Origin of the sequence: Shinella sp. S4-D37 (assembly GCF_040812195.1) — a bacterium.
Lineage (GTDB): Bacteria > Pseudomonadota > Alphaproteobacteria > Rhizobiales > Rhizobiaceae > Shinella.
The window spans coordinates 562,322-581,265 of record NZ_JBFNXL010000005.1; the positions used below are offsets into that span (position 1 = coordinate 562,322).

General features: G+C 65.5%; 21 protein-coding genes. 10 read left to right on the plus strand and 11 right to left on the minus strand.

Annotated elements, in window-relative coordinates; all coding sequences use genetic code 11:
• Window positions 1-19 precede the first annotated feature (19 nt).
• Entirely contained in the window at window positions 20-1,867 is a 1,848-nt protein-coding gene (locus tag AB3G45_RS10135; RefSeq protein WP_367830430.1) for a M3 family oligoendopeptidase, read from the minus strand.
• Between the two features lie 173 nt (window positions 1,868-2,040).
• Here AB3G45_RS10135 and AB3G45_RS10140 point away from each other — a divergent pair, with 173 nt between their 5' ends.
• Together AB3G45_RS10140 and AB3G45_RS10145 are read left to right on the plus strand one after the other, a co-directional pair.
• Entirely contained in the window at window positions 2,041-3,570 is a 1,530-nt protein-coding gene (locus AB3G45_RS10140) for a sigma-54-dependent transcriptional regulator (RefSeq protein ID WP_367830431.1), read from the plus strand.
• 196 nt (window positions 3,571-3,766) lie between these two features.
• On the plus strand, window positions 3,767-5,527 hold the full coding sequence (locus AB3G45_RS10145; RefSeq protein WP_367833550.1) for a DUF882 domain-containing protein: 1,761 nt from the start codon (window positions 3,767-3,769) through the stop codon (window positions 5,525-5,527).
• Between the two features lie 75 nt (window positions 5,528-5,602).
• Here the strand turns inward: AB3G45_RS10145 and AB3G45_RS10150 are convergent, their stop codons facing one another.
• The 3 genes from AB3G45_RS10150 to AB3G45_RS10160 all read right to left on the minus strand — a co-directional run bounded on the left by AB3G45_RS10150 (window position 5,603) and on the right by AB3G45_RS10160 (window position 7,068).
• A complete protein-coding gene (locus tag AB3G45_RS10150) occupies window positions 5,603-5,866 on the minus strand; it encodes a DUF2312 domain-containing protein (RefSeq protein WP_367830432.1) in 264 nt (87 codons plus the stop codon).
• Window positions 5,867-5,963: 97 nt separating this feature from the next.
• The gene (locus AB3G45_RS10155; protein WP_367830433.1) at window positions 5,964-6,269 is read right to left on the minus strand and encodes a DUF1244 domain-containing protein; all 306 of its coding nucleotides are present in this window, start codon (window positions 6,267-6,269) and stop codon (window positions 5,964-5,966) included.
• Between the two features lie 10 nt (window positions 6,270-6,279).
• Window positions 6,280-7,068 carry an N-formylglutamate amidohydrolase gene (locus tag AB3G45_RS10160; protein WP_367830434.1) on the minus strand — a complete coding sequence of 263 codons (789 nt, stop codon included), beginning with the start codon at window positions 7,066-7,068 and terminating at the stop codon, window positions 6,280-6,282.
• A gap of 383 nt (window positions 7,069-7,451) precedes the next feature.
• Between AB3G45_RS10160 and AB3G45_RS10165 the strand changes: the two genes are divergently transcribed.
• On the plus strand, window positions 7,452-7,841 hold the full coding sequence (locus AB3G45_RS10165; protein ID WP_306414950.1) for a DUF1036 domain-containing protein: 390 nt from the start codon (window positions 7,452-7,454) through the stop codon (window positions 7,839-7,841).
• The gene (pyk, locus tag AB3G45_RS10170; protein WP_367830435.1) at window positions 7,841-9,280 is read left to right on the plus strand and encodes a pyruvate kinase; all 1,440 of its coding nucleotides are present in this window, start codon (window positions 7,841-7,843) and stop codon (window positions 9,278-9,280) included. Before AB3G45_RS10165 ends, pyk begins: the two co-directional genes overlap by 1 nt.
• Before the next feature lie 74 nt (window positions 9,281-9,354).
• Here pyk and AB3G45_RS10175 read toward each other — a convergent pair whose 3' ends face one another.
• The 5 genes from AB3G45_RS10175 to AB3G45_RS10195 form a co-directional block, all read right to left on the minus strand.
• Window positions 9,355-9,972: a hypothetical protein gene (locus tag AB3G45_RS10175; RefSeq protein ID WP_367833551.1), complete on the minus strand. Its 618-nt coding sequence runs from the start codon at window positions 9,970-9,972 to the stop codon at window positions 9,355-9,357.
• An 80-nt stretch (window positions 9,973-10,052) separates the two neighbouring features.
• Window positions 10,053-10,178 carry a type B 50S ribosomal protein L36 gene (gene ykgO, locus AB3G45_RS10180; protein ID WP_024271182.1) on the minus strand — a complete coding sequence of 42 codons (126 nt, stop codon included), beginning with the start codon at window positions 10,176-10,178 and terminating at the stop codon, window positions 10,053-10,055.
• Window positions 10,179-10,391: 213 nt separating this feature from the next.
• Entirely contained in the window at window positions 10,392-11,450 is a 1,059-nt protein-coding gene (locus AB3G45_RS10185) for a 5-(carboxyamino)imidazole ribonucleotide synthase (protein ID WP_367830436.1), read from the minus strand.
• A complete protein-coding gene (purE, locus tag AB3G45_RS10190) occupies window positions 11,447-11,914 on the minus strand; it encodes a 5-(carboxyamino)imidazole ribonucleotide mutase (RefSeq protein WP_367833552.1) in 468 nt (155 codons plus the stop codon). The genes AB3G45_RS10185 and purE overlap by 4 nt, the downstream gene beginning before the upstream one ends.
• 50 nt (window positions 11,915-11,964) lie before the next feature.
• Window positions 11,965-12,168: a YdcH family protein gene (locus tag AB3G45_RS10195; RefSeq protein WP_024271181.1), complete on the minus strand. Its 204-nt coding sequence runs from the start codon at window positions 12,166-12,168 to the stop codon at window positions 11,965-11,967.
• 215 nt (window positions 12,169-12,383) lie between these two features.
• On the opposite strand from AB3G45_RS10195, the gene AB3G45_RS10200 reads away from it, so the two are divergent.
• Complete coding sequence (locus AB3G45_RS10200; protein WP_367830437.1) at window positions 12,384-12,557, plus strand: YdcH family protein; 174 nt, start codon at window positions 12,384-12,386, stop codon at window positions 12,555-12,557.
• A gap of 189 nt (window positions 12,558-12,746) precedes the next feature.
• Here the strand turns inward: AB3G45_RS10200 and AB3G45_RS10205 are convergent, their stop codons facing one another.
• Window positions 12,747-13,007 carry an ArsR/SmtB family transcription factor gene (locus AB3G45_RS10205; RefSeq protein ID WP_367830438.1) on the minus strand — a complete coding sequence of 87 codons (261 nt, stop codon included), beginning with the start codon at window positions 13,005-13,007 and terminating at the stop codon, window positions 12,747-12,749.
• 73 nt (window positions 13,008-13,080) lie between these two features.
• On the minus strand, window positions 13,081-13,851 hold the full coding sequence (locus AB3G45_RS10210) for a sulfite exporter TauE/SafE family protein (protein ID WP_367830439.1): 771 nt from the start codon (window positions 13,849-13,851) through the stop codon (window positions 13,081-13,083).
• Window positions 13,852-13,940: 89 nt separating this feature from the next.
• On the opposite strand from AB3G45_RS10210, the gene AB3G45_RS10215 reads away from it, so the two are divergent.
• The 5 genes from AB3G45_RS10215 to AB3G45_RS10235 all read left to right on the plus strand — a co-directional run bounded on the left by AB3G45_RS10215 (window position 13,941) and on the right by AB3G45_RS10235 (window position 18,936).
• The gene (locus AB3G45_RS10215; RefSeq protein ID WP_367830440.1) at window positions 13,941-14,594 is read left to right on the plus strand and encodes a thiamine phosphate synthase; all 654 of its coding nucleotides are present in this window, start codon (window positions 13,941-13,943) and stop codon (window positions 14,592-14,594) included.
• Window positions 14,595-14,601: 7 nt separating this feature from the next.
• Entirely contained in the window at window positions 14,602-15,744 is a 1,143-nt protein-coding gene (locus tag AB3G45_RS10220) for a tetratricopeptide repeat protein (RefSeq protein ID WP_367830441.1), read from the plus strand.
• Window positions 15,745-15,924: 180 nt separating this feature from the next.
• Complete coding sequence (locus AB3G45_RS10225) at window positions 15,925-16,725, plus strand: inositol monophosphatase family protein (RefSeq protein WP_367830442.1); 801 nt, start codon at window positions 15,925-15,927, stop codon at window positions 16,723-16,725.
• Between the two features lie 109 nt (window positions 16,726-16,834).
• The gene (locus tag AB3G45_RS10230) at window positions 16,835-17,902 is read left to right on the plus strand and encodes a flagellar motor protein MotA (RefSeq protein WP_367830443.1); all 1,068 of its coding nucleotides are present in this window, start codon (window positions 16,835-16,837) and stop codon (window positions 17,900-17,902) included.
• A 2-nt stretch (window positions 17,903-17,904) separates the two neighbouring features.
• Window positions 17,905-18,936 carry a peptidoglycan -binding protein gene (locus AB3G45_RS10235; protein ID WP_367830444.1) on the plus strand — a complete coding sequence of 344 codons (1,032 nt, stop codon included), beginning with the start codon at window positions 17,905-17,907 and terminating at the stop codon, window positions 18,934-18,936.
• Window positions 18,937-18,944 lie beyond the last annotated feature (8 nt).

Consider the following 18,944-nt stretch of genomic DNA (forward strand, 5'->3'; position numbering starts at 1 on the left):
GGCTTCTTCTTTTTCGAGGTCAGGCCTTATCAAGCGCTTCCAGTTCGTCGATCAGCCCCTCGATCATCGACAGTCCCTTGCTCCAGAACGACGGATCGCTCGCATCGAGCCCGAACGGCTTCAGAAGCTCGGTGTGATGCTTGGTGCCGCCGGCCTTCAGGAGGTCGAAATATTTCGCCTGGAAGCCGGCTTCGGCCTGGCTGTAGACGGCGTAGAGCGAGTTCACCAGGCAATCGCCGAAGGCATAGGCGTAGACATAGAAGGGCGAGTGGATGAAGTGAGGGATATAGGCCCAGTAGGTCTCGTAGCCTTCGGAAATCCGGATCGCCGGGCCGAGGCTTTCCTCCTGCACGGAGAGCCACAATTCGCCGATCTGGTCGCTCGTGAGTTCGCCTTCCTTGCGGGCGGTGTGCACTTTGCGCTCGAACTCGTAGAAGGCGATCTGGCGCACGACCGTGTTGATCATGTCCTCGACCTTCTGGGCGAGCATCGCCTTGCGCTCGCGCTTGTCCTTTGTCTTGTCGAGGAGACTGCGGAAGGTCAGCATCTCGCCGAAGACGGAGGCCGTCTCGGCGAGCGTCAGGGGGGTGGACGCCATCAGCGCGCCCTGTCCGCCGGCCAGCACCTGGTGCACGCCATGGCCGAGTTCATGGGCGAGCGTCATCACGTCGCGCGGCTTGCCCATATAGTTGACGAGCACATAGGGATGCGCGGAGGGCACCGTCGGATGGGCGAAGGCGCCCGGTGCCTTGCCGGGGCGCACCGGCGCGTCGATCCAGCCCTTGTCGAAGAATTTCTTGGCAATCTCGGCCATTTCCGGCGCGAAGGCGCCATAGGCGGAGAGCACGGTGTCGCGCGCCTCGGTCCAGGGGATGACCGCATCCGGTGTCTCGGGAAGGGGCGCGTTGCGGTCCCAGAACTCCATCTGCTCCATTCCGAGCCACTTCGCCTTCATCGCATAGTAGCGGTGCGAGAGGCGCGGATAGGCTTCGCGCACGGCTTCCGCGAGCGCCGCGACCACTTCCGGCTCGACCCGGTTGGCGAGGTGCCGGCTGTCGGCGATGTCGGAAAAACCGCGCCAGCGGTCGGAGATTTCCTTGTCCTTGGCGAGCGTGTTGGTGATCAGCGTAAAGGCGCGGATATTGTCCTTGAAGGTCTTCGCCAGCGCTTGGGCGGCCTTCCGGCGGTCGTCCGGGTTCGGCGACTGGAGCTGGTTGAGGGCGATCTCCAGCGGAACCTCCTCGCCGTCGATCGTATAGCGCAGCGAGGCCATGGTCTCGTCGAACAGGCGGTTCCAGGCCGCCGCGCCGGTCATCGACTTTTCGAGGAAGAGTTGTTCCGTCTTGTCGTCGAGCTGGTAGGGCTTGTCCTTGCGCAGGTCCTCGATCCAGGGGCGGTAGTGCGCCGCAAGGGCGTCATTCGCCAGCGCTGCCTCGATGCGCTCGTCCGCTATCCTGTTGAGTTCAAGCGAGAAAAACAGAAGGTGGGCGCCAAGATCGGTCAGCTTGGACTGGATGTCGCCATAGAACTTGCCGTTGGCCGGCTCGGTCGTGTTGGTGAAATAGGTGAGGCCGGCAAAGGAGATGAGGCGGCCCATGACGTCTTCCAGCGCCTCGAATTCACGCACGGCCGCGCCGATGCCCTCCTCGCCGGTCTTTTCCGTCGCGGCGTCCAGCTTGCCCTTCCACCTCGCCTCGAAGGCGCGCGCGCCCGCTTCGGCATTCTTCATGTCGCCCTGAAATTCCGGGGAGCCTTGAGAGGGATAGAGATCGGCAAGGTTCCAGCCGGGAAGATCGCCCAGTTCCGCGCTTGCGGCAGCGTCGGCCGGCGCGAAGGCGATGCGGGAGAAGCGGGAAAATCGGGTCATCGTCTGTCTTTCTTCCAGGGGGGCGGGCAGGTGGGCGGATGCCTCTTGCTTGCGTCGGCATTGGTTAAAATGCAAGCCTTTCTCAAAACGGCATGTTCAACCCTTTCTGCCATGGTCCGCTGGTGTTGAGTTCCCTTGGCGTGCATGACGCACGTTCAGGCAAGGAGGTTCCAGTGACGGCCCATATTCTTGTCATCGACGATGATCCTGTCCAGCGCAGGCTGTTGAAGAACATGATCGAGCGCTCCGGCCATGTTGCCCATATGGCGGAAAACGGCCGTGCGGGCCTCGATCTGCTCGATCGCAAGGGCGGCCTGATCAATGTGATCCTGCTCGACCTGATGATGCCGGAAATGAACGGTTCGGCCTTCCTGGAAGCGCTTGCCGAGCGGGAGAACACCATTCCAGTCATCGTGCAGACGGGGCAGGGCGGCATCGAGACGGTCGTGATGGCGATGCGCGCCGGCGCCTTCGATTTCGTGGTGAAGCCGGTGTCGCCTGAACGCCTGAACGTGGCGGTCGGCAATGCGCTGAAGATGGACCAGCGCGAAGGCCGCGGCCGCGGCGGGCGGCGGGGTCGCAGCGACGCCGTGCATTTCGACGACATCGTTTCTGCCAGCCCCGAAATGCTGCGCGTCATCGAGCTCGGCCGCCGCGCCGCCCAGTCGAACATCCCCGTGGTGCTGGAGGGCGAATCGGGCGTCGGCAAGGAAATGGTCGCGCGCGCCATCCAGGCCGCCAGCGACCGGGCGCAAAAACCCTTCGTCACCGTCAATTGCGGCGCGATCCCGCACAATCTCGTCGAAAGCATCCTGTTCGGCCATGAGAAGGGCGCCTTCACCGGTGCGACGGAGCGCCATACCGGCAAGTTCATGGAGGCCGACGGCGGCACGCTGTTCCTCGACGAGATCGGCGACCTGCCGCTCGAAGTACAGGTGAAGCTTCTGCGCGCCGTGCAACAGGGCGAGATCGAGACGATCGGCGCCCGGTTCCCGCAGAAGGTGAACGTCCGCCTGGTCTCGGCGACCAACCGCGACCTCATCAACGAGGTGCGCGAGGGCCGTTTCCGCGAGGATCTCTACTATCGCCTGAATGTCTTCCCGGTGACGATCCCCGCGCTGCGGAGGCGCAAGGAGGATATTCCGGTTCTCGTGCGTGCCTTCGTGCAGCGCTTCGCCGGCGAGCAGAAGCTGGCCCGCCCGCTCGGCGTTTCCGCCGCCGCCATGGCGCTCCTGACGGCCTATGACTGGCCGGGCAACATCCGCCAGCTCGAAAACGCCATCTTCCGCGCCGTCGTGCTGTCCGAAGGGGCAGAACTCACCGCCGCCGACTTCCCGCAGATCGCCGCGCTGGTTCCGGGCTACGGCCTTTCCGAGGACGGCGCCGTCACCTGGGAATCGGCGATGCCGCGCACGCCCGAACCGGCGGAAACGCACCTGCCGAGCGTCTATCCCGACTTCCGTCCGGCCGAGCCGGCAAGCGCCGAGACGGGTCCGGACAACGCCATTTCCAGCGTGGACAAGGGCGGCCATGTGCGCAAGCTGGCCGATGTGGAGGAGGAACTGATCCGCTTCGCCCTGAAGTTCTATCATGGCCAGATGAGCCAGGTTGCCCGCAAATTGGGCATCGGCCGCTCGACTCTCTATCGCAAACTGAAGGACTATGGCATCGACCCGGACGACCCGTTGAAAGAAGCTGCGTAAAAACCCCTGGAATCCCGGCCACTTGCACTTTCTCGATTGCCGTTTATTCCCTGTTAGTGGATTGTTCACTATAACGGGTGCGCAACGACGAGTGTGGCGTATTTGCCATGCTCTCACCGCAATTGGCAGTCATCTGGGATAACGGACGTTCGTTGTCCTTCGGACGGGGAAAGAGTTGGCAAATTTGTTCGCATCGATGAAGCGCCCTGGGGCCTCCCTGGGCAGCCTCTGCAAGACAGTGTTGCAAAAGCTGCCCAAGGCTTTGTCCACGGCTGTGCTGTCCGCTGCCCTCATCCTGCCCACAGCCATTCCCGCGACGGTCCAGGCCGAGAGCGGCAATCGCACGCTGAAGCTCTATTTCATCCACACCCGCGAAAAGGCCGAGATCACCTTCAAGCGCAACGGGCGCTACGATGCGCGCGGCCTGAAGCAGATCAACCAGTTCCTGCGCGACTGGCGCCGCAACGAGCCGACCAAGATGGACCCGCGGCTCCTCGATCTCGTATGGGAAGTCTACCAGAAGGTCGGCGCCAAGGATTACATCAACGTCGTCTCTGCCTATCGCTCGCCGGCCACCAACGGCATGCTGCGCTCGCGCTCCAAGGGCGTCGCCAAGAAGAGCCAGCACATGCTCGGCAAGGCGATGGACTTCTACATTCCGGGCGTCAAGCTCGCGACGCTGCGCGCCACCGCCATGAAATTCCAGGTCGGCGGCGTCGGCTACTATCCGACGTCCGGCTCGCCCTTCGTGCATCTCGACGTCGGCAGCGTGCGCGCCTGGCCGCGCATGAGCCGCCAGGAACTCGCCGGTCTCTTCCCCGACGGCAAGACCATGCATGTGCCGACGGACGGCAAGCCGCTGCCGGGCTACCAGCAGGCGGTCGCCGACTACAAGCGCCGCGTCGGCGCGAACACGATCGAGGTGGCCGGCGGCGGCTCCAACCCGTCGGCCTCCAAGCGCAAGGGCGGCTTCCTGGCCGCGCTCTTCGGCGGTGGTGGCGACGAGGATGAAGAACCCGAAATGATCGCCAGCAACGCCGCCATCCCCGACAACTTCGATGAAGGCGGCGCGAAGGCGAAGGTCGCCGAAGAGAAGAAGCCGGTCGCCGTCGAGGCCGAGACGGAACTTGCCTTCAACGCGCCGGTGCCGGGCAGCCGCCCCGCCTTCAAGGCCGCCGAGACGACCAGCGAGCTTGCCCTTGTCGCCCCGGCGACGAGCGGCGCGGTCGCGGCCCTCGAAGCGGCGACGACCGAAGAGCAGAAGCCTGAATTCGAGGATCTCGCAGCCTACAAGATCCCGCTTCCCGTCCTGCTCGGCGCACGCACAGAGCCGGGCGACGTCGAGCCCGGCGCGGTCCTGACCGCGGAGGCGGCCGTCGAGGATGCGGAAGAACTCGCCATGGTTCCGGTGCCGGGCCTGCGTCCCGAGGTCTCGCTCGACCAGTCGCAGACCGCGCTAATGGCCGCCGCGGAAGCCGAGGTCGCGCTGCCGACCGCCGCCGACCGCTCCAGCCTTGCCGCGCTCGCCGATCCGACGCGGGACGTGACCGCCGGCGGCCCGATCGAAATGGCCGCGCTCGTGTCGACCGATACCGGCGGCGCACGCTCGCTTTCTGGGCTTGACGCCTTTGACGGCAAGCCGGCGGAAGAGACGATGTCCAAGGGCGGACGCCCAAAGAAGAAGGATGCCGATGCGGCAAGCCGCGGCGCGATCCGCACCGAGCCAAAGCTGACGCAGAAGATCATCTCGCAATGGGCGCTGACCCAGGGCCGCGTCGCCACGCTCTCCAAGCCGGTCAAGGCGCCGCGCTTCGTCAGCCGCACGCTGCGCGCCGCGCCGACGACCGTCTACATGGCCGGCTTCCAGCCGGAGGGCAAGTCAATCGACGCCGGCCGCTTCAGCGGCACCGCGGTGAACTTCATGGAAGTGCGCAAGTTCCAGGGCGCCGGGAACTGAGGTTCGCCGATCACTTCAATAAAAAACCCGCCGGAGCGATCCGGCGGGTTTTTGTTTGGCTCTTGCGGGAGGCGCTCACGCGTCCGGCGGCAGCTCGATCATTCCGAGGGCCTGGAGGTAGGTGTCGAGGATGGCTTCCTGCTCCATGCGCTCGTCCTTGTCCTGCTTGCGAATCTGGATGACCTTGCGCAGGATCTTGGTGTCGAAGCCGGTTCCCTTGGCTTCGCCATAGACGTCCTTGATGTCGTCGGCGATGGTTTTCTTTTCTTCCTCGAGGCGCTCGATCCGCTCGATGAACGCGCGAAGCTGGTCGCGGGCGACGCCGTGGGCATCCGACATGCTTGTCTCCTTGGATGGAATAAAATTCGAAGGCCGTGACTTGCCGCGAACTTCCGGCAAGATCAAGGCCTGCGCCCCGATTTTCACGGGGGTAAGCTCATTCCTTCGGGCGGTTCACCTCGAAGGCGGCCTTCTGCGCCTCGCTCGCCTCGCGCTGGTGGCGGGCGCGCCATTCCTCATAGGGCATGCCGTAGACGATCGTGCGGGAGGCCTCCTTGTCGAGCGGCACGCCGGCTTCGTTCGCCGCCTCGCGATACCAGTTCGACAGGCAGTTGCGGCAGAAACCGGCAAGGTTCATCAGGTCGATGTTCTGCACGTCGCTGCGCTCGCTGAGATGTTTCAGGAGGCGGCGGAAGGCGGCCGCCTCGAACTCGGTCTGCTGTTCCTTGCTGAGTTCGGTCATCGTCTTGGCCTCAATAGGGTCCGGTGCGGGAGGGGAATATCTCATATGTGTGCAGCGCCTCGTCCGCATTCAACCGGGCGAAGACCGGCGTAAGGCGCTCCACCCAGCGGGCGATCCCTGCCGCATCGCCGATCTCGTCCTGGCGGATCTCGATGAGGGCATGCGGGATGCCGAGCCTCATGCAATGGCGGAACATCGTGTCGCCGCGCAGTGCCCCGTCATAGGGTTCGTTGTCGCCGACGACGACATCGCCGGGCGCTTCGAGCGCCGCCAGCAGCGGGCGGACGGCGCGATGGTCGCTGTCCCACAGCACCGTCACCTGCCAGGGACGGGCGACGCCCTTCCAGGCCGGCGTGAAGGAATGCATGGAGAGGACGAGCGGCGCCCTGCCGGTCTTTTCCGCGACGGCACTGATCGTCCGGGACACGGCATCGTGATAGGGGCGATGGAAGGTTTCGAGCCGGTATCGCCATTCTTCGGGCGTGATCGGGTGGTTGCCGGGAATGATCGCGCCGTCGGAAATGCGCATGACGAGCGTCGGATCGTCTTCGCCGCGGTTGGGGTCGATCAGGAGGCGGGAGAAGCGGCTCAGGACGACCGGCGCGTTCAGCCGGGCTGCAAGGCCGCGCACCACGCCCTCGACGCCGATGTCATAGGCGATATGGCGCTCGAAGGCGCTGTCCGGCAGGCCGAGGCGGCCGTAGCGTTCGGGCAGACGATTGGTGGCGTGGTCCGCCAGGATGACGAGCCCGAGGCCGAGGTCGCCGTCGATGATTTCAAAGGGGGGATGGTCCTGCATGCCTTTTGCCGAATTGCGCCACTCGTGCCGAGTGATCGCATGGGGGGATGGGAGCCGCAAGCACAGCCTCTCCTTTCAGGAAAGATTCCTTCTGCCGTCGTGAAATTGTAATCGACCGCTGCCTAACTCTGCTGCATCTGAAACGATGCAGCAGAGTTAGGCAGCGGTTTCAAATCTCTACAGCGCCCTTGCGCGTCGTGAACGACGCGCAAGGGCGCTGTAGTGTTGCGTTGACATTCATGCCCTGCCGTCGCAAGAAAGCGCGTATCCAAATCAACGGAGTTGCATCGGAAGCCGTGAGAGCCAAGAGCCATCGCCCGTTTTTCCCGAAAGCCCGCGGCCTCTTCCAGGCCGGTCTTTTCGCCTTTGCCGGCTTTGCTGCCCTGTCCGTGCCGGATACGGCGAAAGCCGATTTCCGCGTCTGCAACGGCACGCAGAACCTCGTCGGCGTCGCCATCGGCTATCGCGCCAAGGAAGGCTGGATGACCGAGGGCTGGTGGCAGGTTCCCGCGACGACCTGCGCCACGCTGATCGAGGGCGAGCTGCAGTCGCGCTACTATTATCTCTATGCCGAAGACGCCGCCCGCGGCGGCCGCTGGACCGGCGACGTCAACATGTGCGTCGCCGAGAACGAGTTCAAGATCACGGGCGTGCAGGACTGCTTCGCACGCGGCTTCCAGCGCATGGGCTTCAAGGAATATGACACGGGCCGACAGGGGAGCTGGATGGTGCAGCTCTCAGATACGCCAGGGACCCAGGAAAGCCAGAACTGATGAGACGGAACAGAAAAGTCAAAATCCTCGCCACGCTCGGACCGGCATCGTCTGACGAGCAGATGATCCAGAAGCTGCATGAGGCCGGGGCCGATCTGTTCCGCATCAACATGAGCCATGCCAGCCACGATGTGATGCGCACGCTGATCAGCCGCATCCGCGCCGTGGAAGCCCGCTGCGGCCGTCCGATCGGCATCCTCGCCGACCTGCAAGGCCCCAAGCTGCGCGTCGGCAAGTTCGCCAACGGCTCGGAAGAGCTAAAGCCCGGCCAAACCTTCACGCTCGACAACAAGGACGTGCCGGGCGACAACACGCGCGTCTACCTGCCGCATCCGGAAATCCTCGAGGCCGTCAAGCCCGGCCATCGTCTTCTGATCGACGACGGCAAGCTGCACCTGCGCGCCGAAAGCTCCGACGGCAAGTCGATCGTCTGTACCGTCGTCTCCGGCACCAAGATCTCCGACCGCAAGGGCGTCAGCCTGCCCGATACGCTGCTCGGCGTCGGCGCGCTGACCGAGAAGGACCGCGTCGACCTCGATGCGGTTCTGGCGACCGGCAGCGTCGACTGGGTGGCGCTGTCCTTCATCCAGCGCCCGGAAGACCTTGCCGAGGTGCGCAAGGTCGCCCGCGGCCGCGTCGGCCTGATGTCGAAGATCGAGAAGCCGCAGGCGATCGAGCGCATCGACGAGATCATCGAACTGTCCGACGCGCTCATGGTGGCGCGCGGCGACCTCGGCGTGGAAATGCCGCTGGAAGCCGTGCCAGGCTTGCAGAAGCAGCTCATCCGCGCCTGCCGCCGCGCCGGAAAGCCGGTGGTCGTCGCCACGCAGATGCTGGAATCGATGATCTCCGCTCCCGTGCCGACCCGCGCCGAGGTCTCCGACGTCGCGACCGCCGTCTTCGAGGGCGCGGACGCCGTGATGCTGTCGGCCGAATCCGCCTCGGGCGACTATCCGGTCGAGGCCGTCTCCACCATGGCCTCGATCGCCAGCAAGGTCGAGCGCGACCCGCACTATCCGGGCATCATCTATGCCCAGCGCTCGACGCCGGAAGCGACCGGTGCCGACGCCATCTCGCTCGCCGCACGCCAGATCGCCGAAACGCTGAAGCTGTCGGCCATCGTCTGTTACACGTCCTCGGGCACGACGGGCCTGCGCGCGGCGCGCGAGCGGCCGGAGGTGGCGGTCCTGGCGCTCTCGCCGGTCATCGAGACGGCACGCCGCCTCTCGGTCGTCTGGGGCCTGCACTGCGTCGTCACGGGCGACGCGGAAGACCTCGACGACATGGTGAACCGCGCCTGCCGCATCGTCGTTGCGGAAGAGTTCGGCAAGCCGGGCGACCGCATCATCATCTCGGCCGGCGTGCCGCTGCGCACGCCCGGCGCCACGAACATGCTGCGCATCGCCTATATCGGCGCGGACGGCGTCAGCGGCGTCTGAGGCGCTATTCCTGACGAGATCCTTCACAAGGCGGGCTTCGGCCCGCCTTGTCGATTCCAGGGGCTTGCGGTGGGTTATGTGCGCCGGCCGGTCAGCTTTTCGGCGAGATCGCCCATTTCCTTCTGCGCCTGCCGTTCGGCCGGGTAGATGTCGAGGAAACGCTCCCAGGCTCGCAGCGCCATCTCGTCCCGGCCCGCTTGCGCCAGGATCGCCGCCATGCCGGCGAGCGCGCCGAAGTGGCGGGGTTCCAGGGCCAGAACCTGGTTGATATCGGACATCGACTTGCGGCGGTTGCCCATCTTGAAGTGCAGCGTGGCCCGGCGGTTCCAGCCTTCGACATAGTCGGACTTCAGGCGAATCGCCTCGTCGAGGAAATCGAGCGCCGCTGCGTTCCGTTCCTCCGACATGGCCTTGTCGGCCCACTGGATGAGAAGGTTGATGCTGGCGCTGCCCGATTCCTGCCATTCCCGGCGAATCTGGTCGGCTACGCCGCGGGCCTTGTCCGCATCGGCCTCGTGCTTCAGTTCGGCAAAGAGCTTTTCGAGCCGCTGGGCGGGTGTCGTGAAGGCGCCGGAAGCGGGATCGACGGAGGCCTTGTCCGCCGGCTGCGCAAGGGCTGCGCTCGGTGCGGCACCGATCAGGGCAAGGGAAAGGCAGAGTGCTGTAAGCATGAAAAAGCGCATGGCGGTTATGGTAAACCGCCATGGCCCAACTTCAAATCAATATTTTTCGATCATCGCATCCCTGTGCGGGACGGCGACCACGACGCCAATCAGCCCTGACGAGCCTTGAAGCGCGGGTTCTGCTTGTTGATGATGTAGATGCGGCCCTTACGGCGAACAAGGCGGTTCTCGCGATGACGAGCCTTGAGCGACTTGAGCGAATTCTTGATCTTCATTTTTCTGATCCGCGTATTGCAGGGCGACTTGAGTTCGCCGGATTTCCTCAATCAAAAACGCGCCGTTGCGGGCGCGCTTTCGGGTTGGCAGGCATGTACCGTGTCACTTATCCACTGTCAACCATTGGCGGCGGGTTTTCCGCGCCGCAGGCCGGTTTTCCAGCGTCCTTGACGGGTTTTTCGGCCTTGGAGCACGATTTTCCCTTCGTCGCGTCAGCTGACGATCTGCGTGACATGTCCCATCTTGCGACCCGGCCGGGCTTCGCTCTTGCCGTAGAGATGGACGAGCACGCCGGGCCTGGCGAGCCAGGCGGGAACGTCCTCGATATCGTCGCCGACAAGATTCTGCATCACGCAGTCGGAATGGCGGCGCGGATCGCCGAGCGTGTGGCCGGCGACGGCGCGGATATGCTGCTCGAACTGCGAGACGATGCAGGCCGCCTCCGTCCAGTGGCCGGAATTGTGCACGCGCGGGGCGATCTCGTTGGCGACGAGCCCGCCGTCCGGCAGCACGAAGAACTCGACGCCGATGACGCCGACATAGCCGAGCTGGTCGAGGATGGCGCGCGCGGCCTTGCGGGCCTGGTCGGCGGTCGCCTCGCTGACCCGGGCGGGCAGGGTGGAGGTGTGCAGGATGCCGTTCCGGTGGACGTTCTCCGCCGGGTCGTAGCAGGCGATCGTGCCGTCGCGGTCGCGCGCGGCGATGATCGAGATCTCCCGCTCGAAGGGTACGAGGCTTTCGAGGATCAGCGGCACGCCGCCGAGCGCCTCGAAGGCGCCGTCGCGCTCCTCGGCGGGGGAGCGGAAGAGCCGCTGGCCCTTGCCGTCATAGCCGAGCCGGCGCGTCTTCAGCACGCCGACGCCGCCGAAGCGGTCGAGCGCGTCCTCGAGTTCGGCCTGGCTGTCCACGGCGGCGAAATCGGCGGTGAGGATGCCGCAGTCGCGGATGAAGCTTTTTTCGACGAGCCGGTCCTGCGAGACCTCCAGCGCGCGCGGCGGCGGATAGACGGCGACCGCCGCGGCGAGCGCCTCGGCGGCGGAGACCGGCACGTTCTCGAATTCGTAGGTGACGACGTCCGAGACGCGGGCAAGCTCGGCAAGCGCATCCGCGTCGTCATAGGCCGCGACGATCTGGGCGTTGGCGACCTGAGCGGCCGGACAACCGGCCTGCGGCTCGAGGATGACGGTGCGAAGGCTCAGCCGGGCGGCCGCCATGGACAGCATGCGGCCGAGCTGACCGCCGCCGATGATGCCGATCGTGCGGGTGCTCATAGCGGTCCGTCCACGGGATATTCGGCAACGGCGTTCGACTGGTTCTCCCGCCATTCGTCCAGGCGGTGGGCGAGCTCGGGGTCGCCGAGCGCCAGCACGGCGGCGGCGAGCAGCGCGGCGTTGACGGCGCCGGCCTTGCCGATGGCGAGCGTGCCGACCGGAATGCCCGCGGGCATCTGCACGATGGAGAGCAGGCTGTCCTTGCCGGACAGCGCCTTGGACTGGACCGGCACGCCGAACACCGGCAGCGGCGTCATCGCCGCGGCCATGCCGGGCAGGTGGGCCGCGCCGCCGGCCCCGGCGATGATGATCTTGAAGCCTTCCGCCTTCGCCCCGCGCGCGAAGCTGTAGAGCCGGTCGGGCGTGCGGTGCGCCGAAATGATGCGGGCCTCGTAATCGACGCCGAGCGCATCGAGCGTATCGGCGGCGTTCTTCATCGTCTCCCAGTCGGACTGGCTTCCCATGATGATGGCGACGGGGGGCGTTTCTGTCGTGTCCAAGGCGTCTCGTCCGGTTAGGCGATGATGTCGGGGATGATCTGGTCTTCCAGCTTGGAGATCTTGTCCTTCAGGACCAGTTTCTTCTTCTTCATGCGCTGGATTCTGAGGGCTTCGCAGCCGACCTGGATCATGGCGTTGATGGCGGCATCGTAGTCTTCGTGCTCCTGGCGAAGCCGTGCGGCGGCAAGCCGCAATTCAGCCTGTTCCTGATCTGCCATGCTGTTCTTTCCCCGTCGTCGGAGGCGCGGCTTTCTTGCGTTCCTCGCCTGTATGAAGGCTGCTCGTACCACGAAACCCCTGGTAACGGGAAGTTATCCCTTGCCACGTTTTCGCCTTCGACAAATGAAAAATGACATGGCACACTGTTTCTGTTGCAACCTGGATCACTCGGCATGCAAATGACCGGGTGCAAGCAAAAGGAAGGAACTGTCACATGACAATTGAGGCTCATCTGGCCACGCTCGAAAAGAAGCACTTCGCTCTGGAAGCAGAGCTGCACGCTGCAATGAACCAGCCCTCCTCGGAGGACCAGGCGATTGCAGACATCAAGCGTCGCAAGCTGCGCATCAAGGATGAGATCGAGCGCCTTCGCGGGTCCTCTCACTGAAAAGACAGGGATTTTTCCAAAGTTACAGAAGGGGTGAGGGTCGCGGACAGTCGGTCCTGATGGCAGGACCAGGGCAGGAGCCCATTTCGCGAAACCGCTCCCGGTACACGAAAACATTGGACGTCGAGACGCCCTGGCCGCCATGATGGCGCGCCGGGGCGTTCTGTTCCGGAATGGGACAACCGCGGCCTACGACCAGAACTGGTCGAGCCAGAGATTGAGCCTGTCGAAGCCCTTCGCATTGATCGTGTAGATGCGCCGGGTGCCCTCGGACCGGACGCTGACCAGATTGCAGTCGAGCAGGGCCTTCAGATGCTGCGAGACGGCCGGCCGGCTGATCGGCAGGCCCTCGGAAAGCTCGTTGACCGTCCGTGGCGCACGGCGCAGTTCCTCCAGCAGGAACCTGCGGTTGGGATCGGCAATCGCCATGAAAGGGTCCGGGTGCGCCATGGCCGGAAGCTATGGCAAAGCAGCATTTGCGGCAAGGGTTTTGTGCGTTGCGAAGAGCCCGGATTTCCAGTTGTTACAACCAGGCGAGGATGCCGTCATAGACGAGCTTCAGGCCGGCGATGAGGGCCATGGCGTACATGAAGGGATAGAAGACGTCCGGCTTCATCCGCTTGACGGCGAAACCGCCGACGGCCGTCGCGGCGATGGCGAGCGGCACCAGCGTGGCGGATATGGCAAGGTTCGTCGTGTCGAGCTGGCCGAGGGCGAAATAGGGGCCGAGCTTGACGGCGTTGAGGATGGCGAAGAAGCGCACGCCCGCGCCGGTATAGTCGCGCGGGGGCAGCTTCAGGGGCAGGCCGTAGACCTGGAAGGGCGCACCGCCCGCATGGGCGACGAAGCTGCCATAGCCGGACAGCGTGCCGAGGAAGGCGGCGGGCAGCAGGCGGTGCGGCCGCGCCGGGACGACATAGCCATGCCGCGCGCGCCAGCTGTTATGGAAATAGCGGGCGACGAAGAGGACGGTGATGAGGCCGATGATGAGGCGCAGCGCATCGCGCGGCACATAGGCCGACGTCGCCCAGCCGATCGCGATGCCGAGGAGCGCGCCTGGCAGCAGCATCTTCAGCAGCGTGCGGTCGTTGTGCTGGCGCCAGATCCACAGCGAGACGCAGTCCATCACCACGAGGATGGGCAGGAGGATGGCGGCGGCCTGCACGGGGGGAACGGCCATGGCGAGCAGCGGCACGCCCATCAGGGCCAGCGCCTCGCCCATGCCGCCCTTCGTCAGGCCGACGAGGAGGACCGCAGGGATTGCGGCATAATAGATTGTGGGGTCGATGGGCATGGAGGGCAGTTGATCCTGTTCGTCCTTCCGTCTATCCGCTTTGATCTGTTATGACGAGCCTGAGTGCCCTGTTCTAAGGAAGTTCATCCATGTCCGATGCCAAAACCCGCTGCCGCCTGGTGTTGATCCTGCCCGAGGGCGAGGACCTGGCCGCCCGCGCCGCGATGCTGGAGGGCGCTTTGAAGGGCGGCGACGTCGCCTCGGTGATCCTGCCGCAATACGGGCTGGACGACGGCCAGTTCCAGAAGCATGCCGAAATGCTGGTGCCGATCGTCCAGCAGGCGGGCGCCGCGGCGCTCGTCGCCGGCGATACCCGCGTTGCCGGCCGGGCGAAGGCCGATGGCATCCATATCACCGGCGGTATCGAGGAACTGGGCGAGGCCATCGAGAAGTTCACGCCGAAGCTCATCGTCGGCGGCGGCAACGCGACGGACCGGCACAAGGCGCTGGAGATCGGCGAGGCGCAGCCGGACTACATCTTCTTCGGCAAGATCGGGGGCGACATCAAGCCGGAGGCCCATCCGAAGAACCTCGCGCTTGCCGAATGGTGGGCCTCGATGGTGGAGATCCCCTGCATCGTGCTCGGCGGCACGGACCCGCAGTCCGCGCTTGCCGCGGCCGAGACCGGCGCGGAGTTCGTGGCGCTCGACAAGGCGATTTTCGCCGATCCGGCGCAGGCGCCCCATGTGGTGGCGGCGGTCAATGCCCTCCTTGACGAAAAAGCGCCACGGTTTGAGCAATAGTAGGCGCATGATCAGGGCCGTTCTCCTTCAAGCTTGCCGTATCGCGCCGGTGGCGCTTCTTGCCACGGGTATCTTCTCGGCTGCGCCCGCTTTCGCGGAAGCGGCGAAGAAGGGACCCTCCGTCACGGCGGACGACACGGCCGTCGCGAAGGATCCGGCCGCCGAGGCCGAGCCCGCCTCCGTCGAGGACCAGCCCGCCGGGAAGGCGGATGCCGGCAAGGACGAGCCGGCCGATGGTCCCTCGACCGGCCTTTCCGTGCTCGATCGCATGGGTGCGGACCTGCCGGCGCTGCCGGCGGAAAAGCCTTTCACCGGCAAGATCGACGAGGCCTACGGCGCCTTCCAGCGCGGCCGCTACCTGACGGCGATGGAACTGGCCCTGCCGCGCGCGCAGCTTGGCGATCCGGCCGCGCAGACGCTGGTGGCCGAGATCCTCGACCGCGGCCTCGGCGTCAAGCGTAACCGCGAACAGGCGATGTTCTGGTACGGGCAGGCCGCCGATGGCGGCGATCCCACCGGCATGTTCAAATATGCAATCCTCCTGATGGAGCGCTCGCGCTCCAAGGAGGACCGCGCCAAGGCGGACGAGCTGATGAAGAAGGCTGCCGATCTCGGCAATGCCTCCGCGCAATTCAACTACGGCCAGGTGCTGGTGGCCGATTCCCCGGGTGAGAAGGGCCTGCGCGCGGCGCTGCCCTATTACGAGAAGTCCGCCGAGCAGGGCATCGCCGACGCGCAATACGCCGTCGCGCAGATCTATATCAACCTGAAGGACCTGCCGGAGGAAAAGGCCAGGCGCGCACGGGAGTGGCTGCTGCGCGCGGCCCGCGCCGGGTTCGACACGGCGCAGCTCGATCTCGGCATGTGGCTGATCAACGGCACGGGCGGCGAGCGCGACTACGAGGCCGGATTCAAGTGGCTGAAGCGGGCGGCCGGCGGCGGCAATGCCGTCGCCCAGAGCAAGCTCGCCCAGCTCTACATACACGCCATCGGCACGCGGCCCGATCCGGTCGAGGCGGCCAAATGGTTCGTGCTGGCGCGCCGCGCCGGCCTCAACGATCCCTCGCTCGAGGACTTCTATCTCGGCCTCAGCGACACGCAGCAGAAGGCGGCGATCGACGCGGCGAACAAGTACCGCTCGGGGTCCTGACGCCGTCCCGTTTACCCTTTGCAGCATCGGGCCCCCTGCATTGCAGCCCTTGCAGGGGGCGAAGACTTGAAACTTGAGGGGATTTGTGGTTTTGAGGCCGCATATTCCGGTCCCGGCGCGTTTTCGCGCCGCGGCTCAGCCGTTTCGAAGCGCCGGACATTCCCGAAGGATCTTTTCTACATGGCTCGTTCAGCTCTTCTCAACGTCATGGTTCAGGCCGCCTTCAAGGCCGGCAAATCGCTCGCGCGCGATTTCGGCGAAGTGCAGAACCTCCAGGTCTCGCTCAAGGGCCCTGGCGACTACGTCTCCCAGGCCGACCGCAAGGCGGAGAAGCTGATCCGCGAGGACCTGATGAAGGCCCGGCCGACCTACGGCTTCCTCGGCGAGGAAACCGACGAGATCGCCGGCACCGACGGCGCGCATCGCTGGATCGTCGATCCGCTCGACGGCACGACCAACTTCCTGCACGGCATTCCCGCCTTCGCGATCTCGATCGCGCTGGAGCGCAACGGCGAGATCGTCGCGGCCGTGGTGCTGAACCCGGCGACGGACGAGCTCTTCACCGCCGAGCGCGGCGGCGGCGCCTTTCTCAACGACCGGCGCCTGCGCGTGGCGGCTCGCAAGAACCTGTCGGATGCCGTCATCGGCTGCGGCGTGCCGCATCTCGGCCGCGGCAACCACGGCAAGTTCCTCGTCGAGCTGCGCCATGTCATGGGCGAGGTCGCGGGCATGCGCCGCCTCGGCTCCGCCTCGCTCGACCTTGCCTATGTCGCCGCCGGCCGGTTCGACGGCTTCTGGGAGCGCGACCTTGCGCCGTGGGATCTGGCGGCCGGCATCCTCCTGATTCGCGAAGCCGGCGGCTACGCGACCGATCTGACCGGCGGCAGCGCCATGCTCGATACCGGCACGGTCATCGCCGGCAACGAATATATCCACAAGGCGCTCACCGAAGTCGTGCACCGTCCGGTGCCGACGCGCTGACAGGGGTAAACGGGCGGCGCATTCCGCGCGGCTCTTGCCGCTAACCCCTTCAATTCGGCGCAATCTTCCTCTAGTCTCCCGCCCGACGAGGAAGCGGAGAGAAGACGATATGGCGAAGCTTGGGCTGTCGGGCTGGGGAGGGTCGCCCGAGACCGGGGAGGATTATCCCCACAAACTCTCAAGCCCCATGGCCTTCTTCTGGACGATGGTGATCTTTCTCATCATCGTCGGTTTCGTGGCCGCCATCCTCTTCCGTCAGGCGCAGACGGCTTTCTTGAGCAATCCGGGCCTCAACGGCCTCATCCTCGGCGTGCTCCTGATCGGCATCCTGCTGGTCTTCAACCATGTGCTGGCGCTCAGGCCCGAGGTGCGCTGGTTCAATTCCTTCCGCGCCGCCGGCAGCGCGGAGAAGGTCGGGCGCGATCCCGTGCTGCTCGCGCCGATGCGCGCCCTGATCGGCCGGCGCCATTCCGTTGCGCTCTCGACGACGGCGCTGCGCTCGATCCTCGATTCCATCGCCACGCGCCTCGACGAATCGCGGGACACGTCCCGCTACCTCATCGGCCTCCTCGTCTTCCTCGGCCTGCTCGGCACCTTCTGGGGCCTGCTCGGCACGATCGGCTCGATCAGCGCGGTCATCCAGTCGCTCGATGCCGGCGCGGGCACGGCGAACGACATTCTCAACGCGCTGAAGGAGGGCCTTTCCGCGCCGCTGGAAGGCATGGGCACGGCCTTCTCGACCTCGCTTTTCGGCCTTTCCGGCTCGCTGATCCTCGGCTTCCTCGACCTGCAGGCCGGCCGTGCGCAGAATCGGTTCTATACGGAACTGGAAAATTGGCTTTCCTCCGTCACCGATGTCGGCCCGGAACTGCAGCCGGCCGCCGACGTGGCGGCGGGCTCCGCAAACGACGTCCAAGCGCTCGCCCAGCAGATCCTCAAACTGGCGCAGGAGAGCGGTCCCGGCCGCTCGACGGCGGCCATGGCCAGCCTTGCCGAAGGCATCCAGGGCCTCGTCAAGAACATGCGCAGCGAGCAGCAGATGCTGCGCGACTGGATCGAGGCGCAGCAGGAGGAATCGAAGGCGCTGCGCCGCACGCTCGACCGGCTCGCCGCGCGTAGCGGCGAGAAGACCGTCGAGCGCGTGACGGAGAAGGCCCACAAGACCGGGGGCGAATAGGGATGGCGCTCGCCCGCAACAGGCGCAGCCAGCGCGCCGTCGATTACTGGCCGGGCTTCGTCGATGCGCTGTCGACGCTGCTGCTCGCCATCATGTTCCTGCTCACGGTCTTCGTGCTGGCGCAGTTCTTCCTCAGCCGCGAGATTTCCGGCAAGGACGACGTCTTGAACCGGCTGACCAGCCAGATCAACGAGCTGACCCAGCTCCTGGCGCTGGAAAAGAGCGGCAAGCAGGATCTCGAAGACGCGCTCGCCAATCTCCAGGCTTCCCTTGCTCAGTCGGAAAGCGACCGCACGCGCCTCCAGCAATTGCTCGACAGCGGCACGGGCGCCTCGGACGTCGCCAATGCCCGCGTCACCACGCTGGTGGGCGAGCTCGATTCGGAAAAGCAGGTGAGCGCCCGGGCCATGAGCCAGATCGAGCTGCTCAACCAGCAGATCGCCGCGCTGCGCAGCCAGATCGCCGCTGTCGAGGAGGCGTTGCAGGCCTCGGAGGCCAAGGACCAGTCCTCGCAGGCGAAGATCGCCGATCTCGGCCGGCGGCTCAACGTCGCGCTGGCGCAGCGCGTGCAGGAGCTCAACCGCTATCGCTCCGACTTCTTCGGCCGCTTGCGCGAGATCCTCTCCGACCGGGAGAACATCCGCATCGTCGGCGACCGGTTCGTCTTCCAGTCGGAGGTGCTGTTCCCCTCGGGCGGCAGCGATCTCAACGAGGCGGGGCAGGCGGAGATGGGCAAGCTGGCGACGGCGCTGCTCGACCTTGCCCGCGAGATTCCCTCGGAGATCAACTGGGTGCTGCGCGTCGACGGCCATACGGACAATGTGCCGCTGTCCGGCACGGGCCGCTACCGCGACAACTGGGAACTCTCTTCGGCCCGTGCGACCTCGGTGGTCAAGTTCCTGATTTCACAGGGCGTTCCGGCCAACCGGCTCGTCGCGGCCGGCTTCGGCGAGTTCCAGCCGATCGCTGAGGGCAGCGACGATGCGGCGCGGGCAACCAACCGCCGCATCGAGTTGAAGCTCACCGAACGATAATTCCGGTT

Bases quoted from the DNA above. Each gene is read 5' to 3' on its own strand.
- ykgO (WP_024271182.1), bottom strand. From the start codon at position 10,178: ATGAAGATCAAGAATTCGCTCAAGTCGCTCAAGGCTCGTCATCGCGAG.
- purE (WP_367833552.1), bottom strand. From the start codon at position 11,914: ATGGGAAGCCAGTCCGACTGGGAGACGATGAAGAACGCCGCCGATACG.
- pyk (WP_367830435.1), top strand. From the start codon at position 7,841: ATGAGACGGAACAGAAAAGTCAAAATCCTCGCCACGCTCGGACCGGCA.
- AB3G45_RS10150 (WP_367830432.1), bottom strand. From the start codon at position 5,866: ATGTCGGATGCCCACGGCGTCGCCCGCGACCAGCTTCGCGCGTTCATC.
- AB3G45_RS10230 (WP_367830443.1), top strand. From the start codon at position 16,835: ATGGCGAAGCTTGGGCTGTCGGGCTGGGGAGGGTCGCCCGAGACCGGG.
- AB3G45_RS10235 (WP_367830444.1), top strand. From the start codon at position 17,905: ATGGCGCTCGCCCGCAACAGGCGCAGCCAGCGCGCCGTCGATTACTGG.
- AB3G45_RS10135 (WP_367830430.1), bottom strand. From the start codon at position 1,867: ATGACCCGATTTTCCCGCTTCTCCCGCATCGCCTTCGCGCCGGCCGAC.
- AB3G45_RS10210 (WP_367830439.1), bottom strand. From the start codon at position 13,851: ATGCCCATCGACCCCACAATCTATTATGCCGCAATCCCTGCGGTCCTC.
- AB3G45_RS10185 (WP_367830436.1), bottom strand. From the start codon at position 11,450: ATGAGCACCCGCACGATCGGCATCATCGGCGGCGGTCAGCTCGGCCGC.
- AB3G45_RS10225 (WP_367830442.1), top strand. From the start codon at position 15,925: ATGGCTCGTTCAGCTCTTCTCAACGTCATGGTTCAGGCCGCCTTCAAG.
- AB3G45_RS10220 (WP_367830441.1), top strand. From the start codon at position 14,602: ATGATCAGGGCCGTTCTCCTTCAAGCTTGCCGTATCGCGCCGGTGGCG.
- AB3G45_RS10195 (WP_024271181.1), bottom strand. From the start codon at position 12,168: ATGGCAGATCAGGAACAGGCTGAATTGCGGCTTGCCGCCGCACGGCTT.
- AB3G45_RS10155 (WP_367830433.1), bottom strand. From the start codon at position 6,269: ATGACCGAACTCAGCAAGGAACAGCAGACCGAGTTCGAGGCGGCCGCC.
- AB3G45_RS10200 (WP_367830437.1), top strand. From the start codon at position 12,384: ATGACAATTGAGGCTCATCTGGCCACGCTCGAAAAGAAGCACTTCGCT.
- AB3G45_RS10145 (WP_367833550.1), top strand. From the start codon at position 3,767: ATGAAGCGCCCTGGGGCCTCCCTGGGCAGCCTCTGCAAGACAGTGTTG.
- AB3G45_RS10215 (WP_367830440.1), top strand. From the start codon at position 13,941: ATGTCCGATGCCAAAACCCGCTGCCGCCTGGTGTTGATCCTGCCCGAG.
- AB3G45_RS10205 (WP_367830438.1), bottom strand. From the start codon at position 13,007: ATGGCGCACCCGGACCCTTTCATGGCGATTGCCGATCCCAACCGCAGG.
- AB3G45_RS10160 (WP_367830434.1), bottom strand. From the start codon at position 7,068: ATGCAGGACCATCCCCCCTTTGAAATCATCGACGGCGACCTCGGCCTC.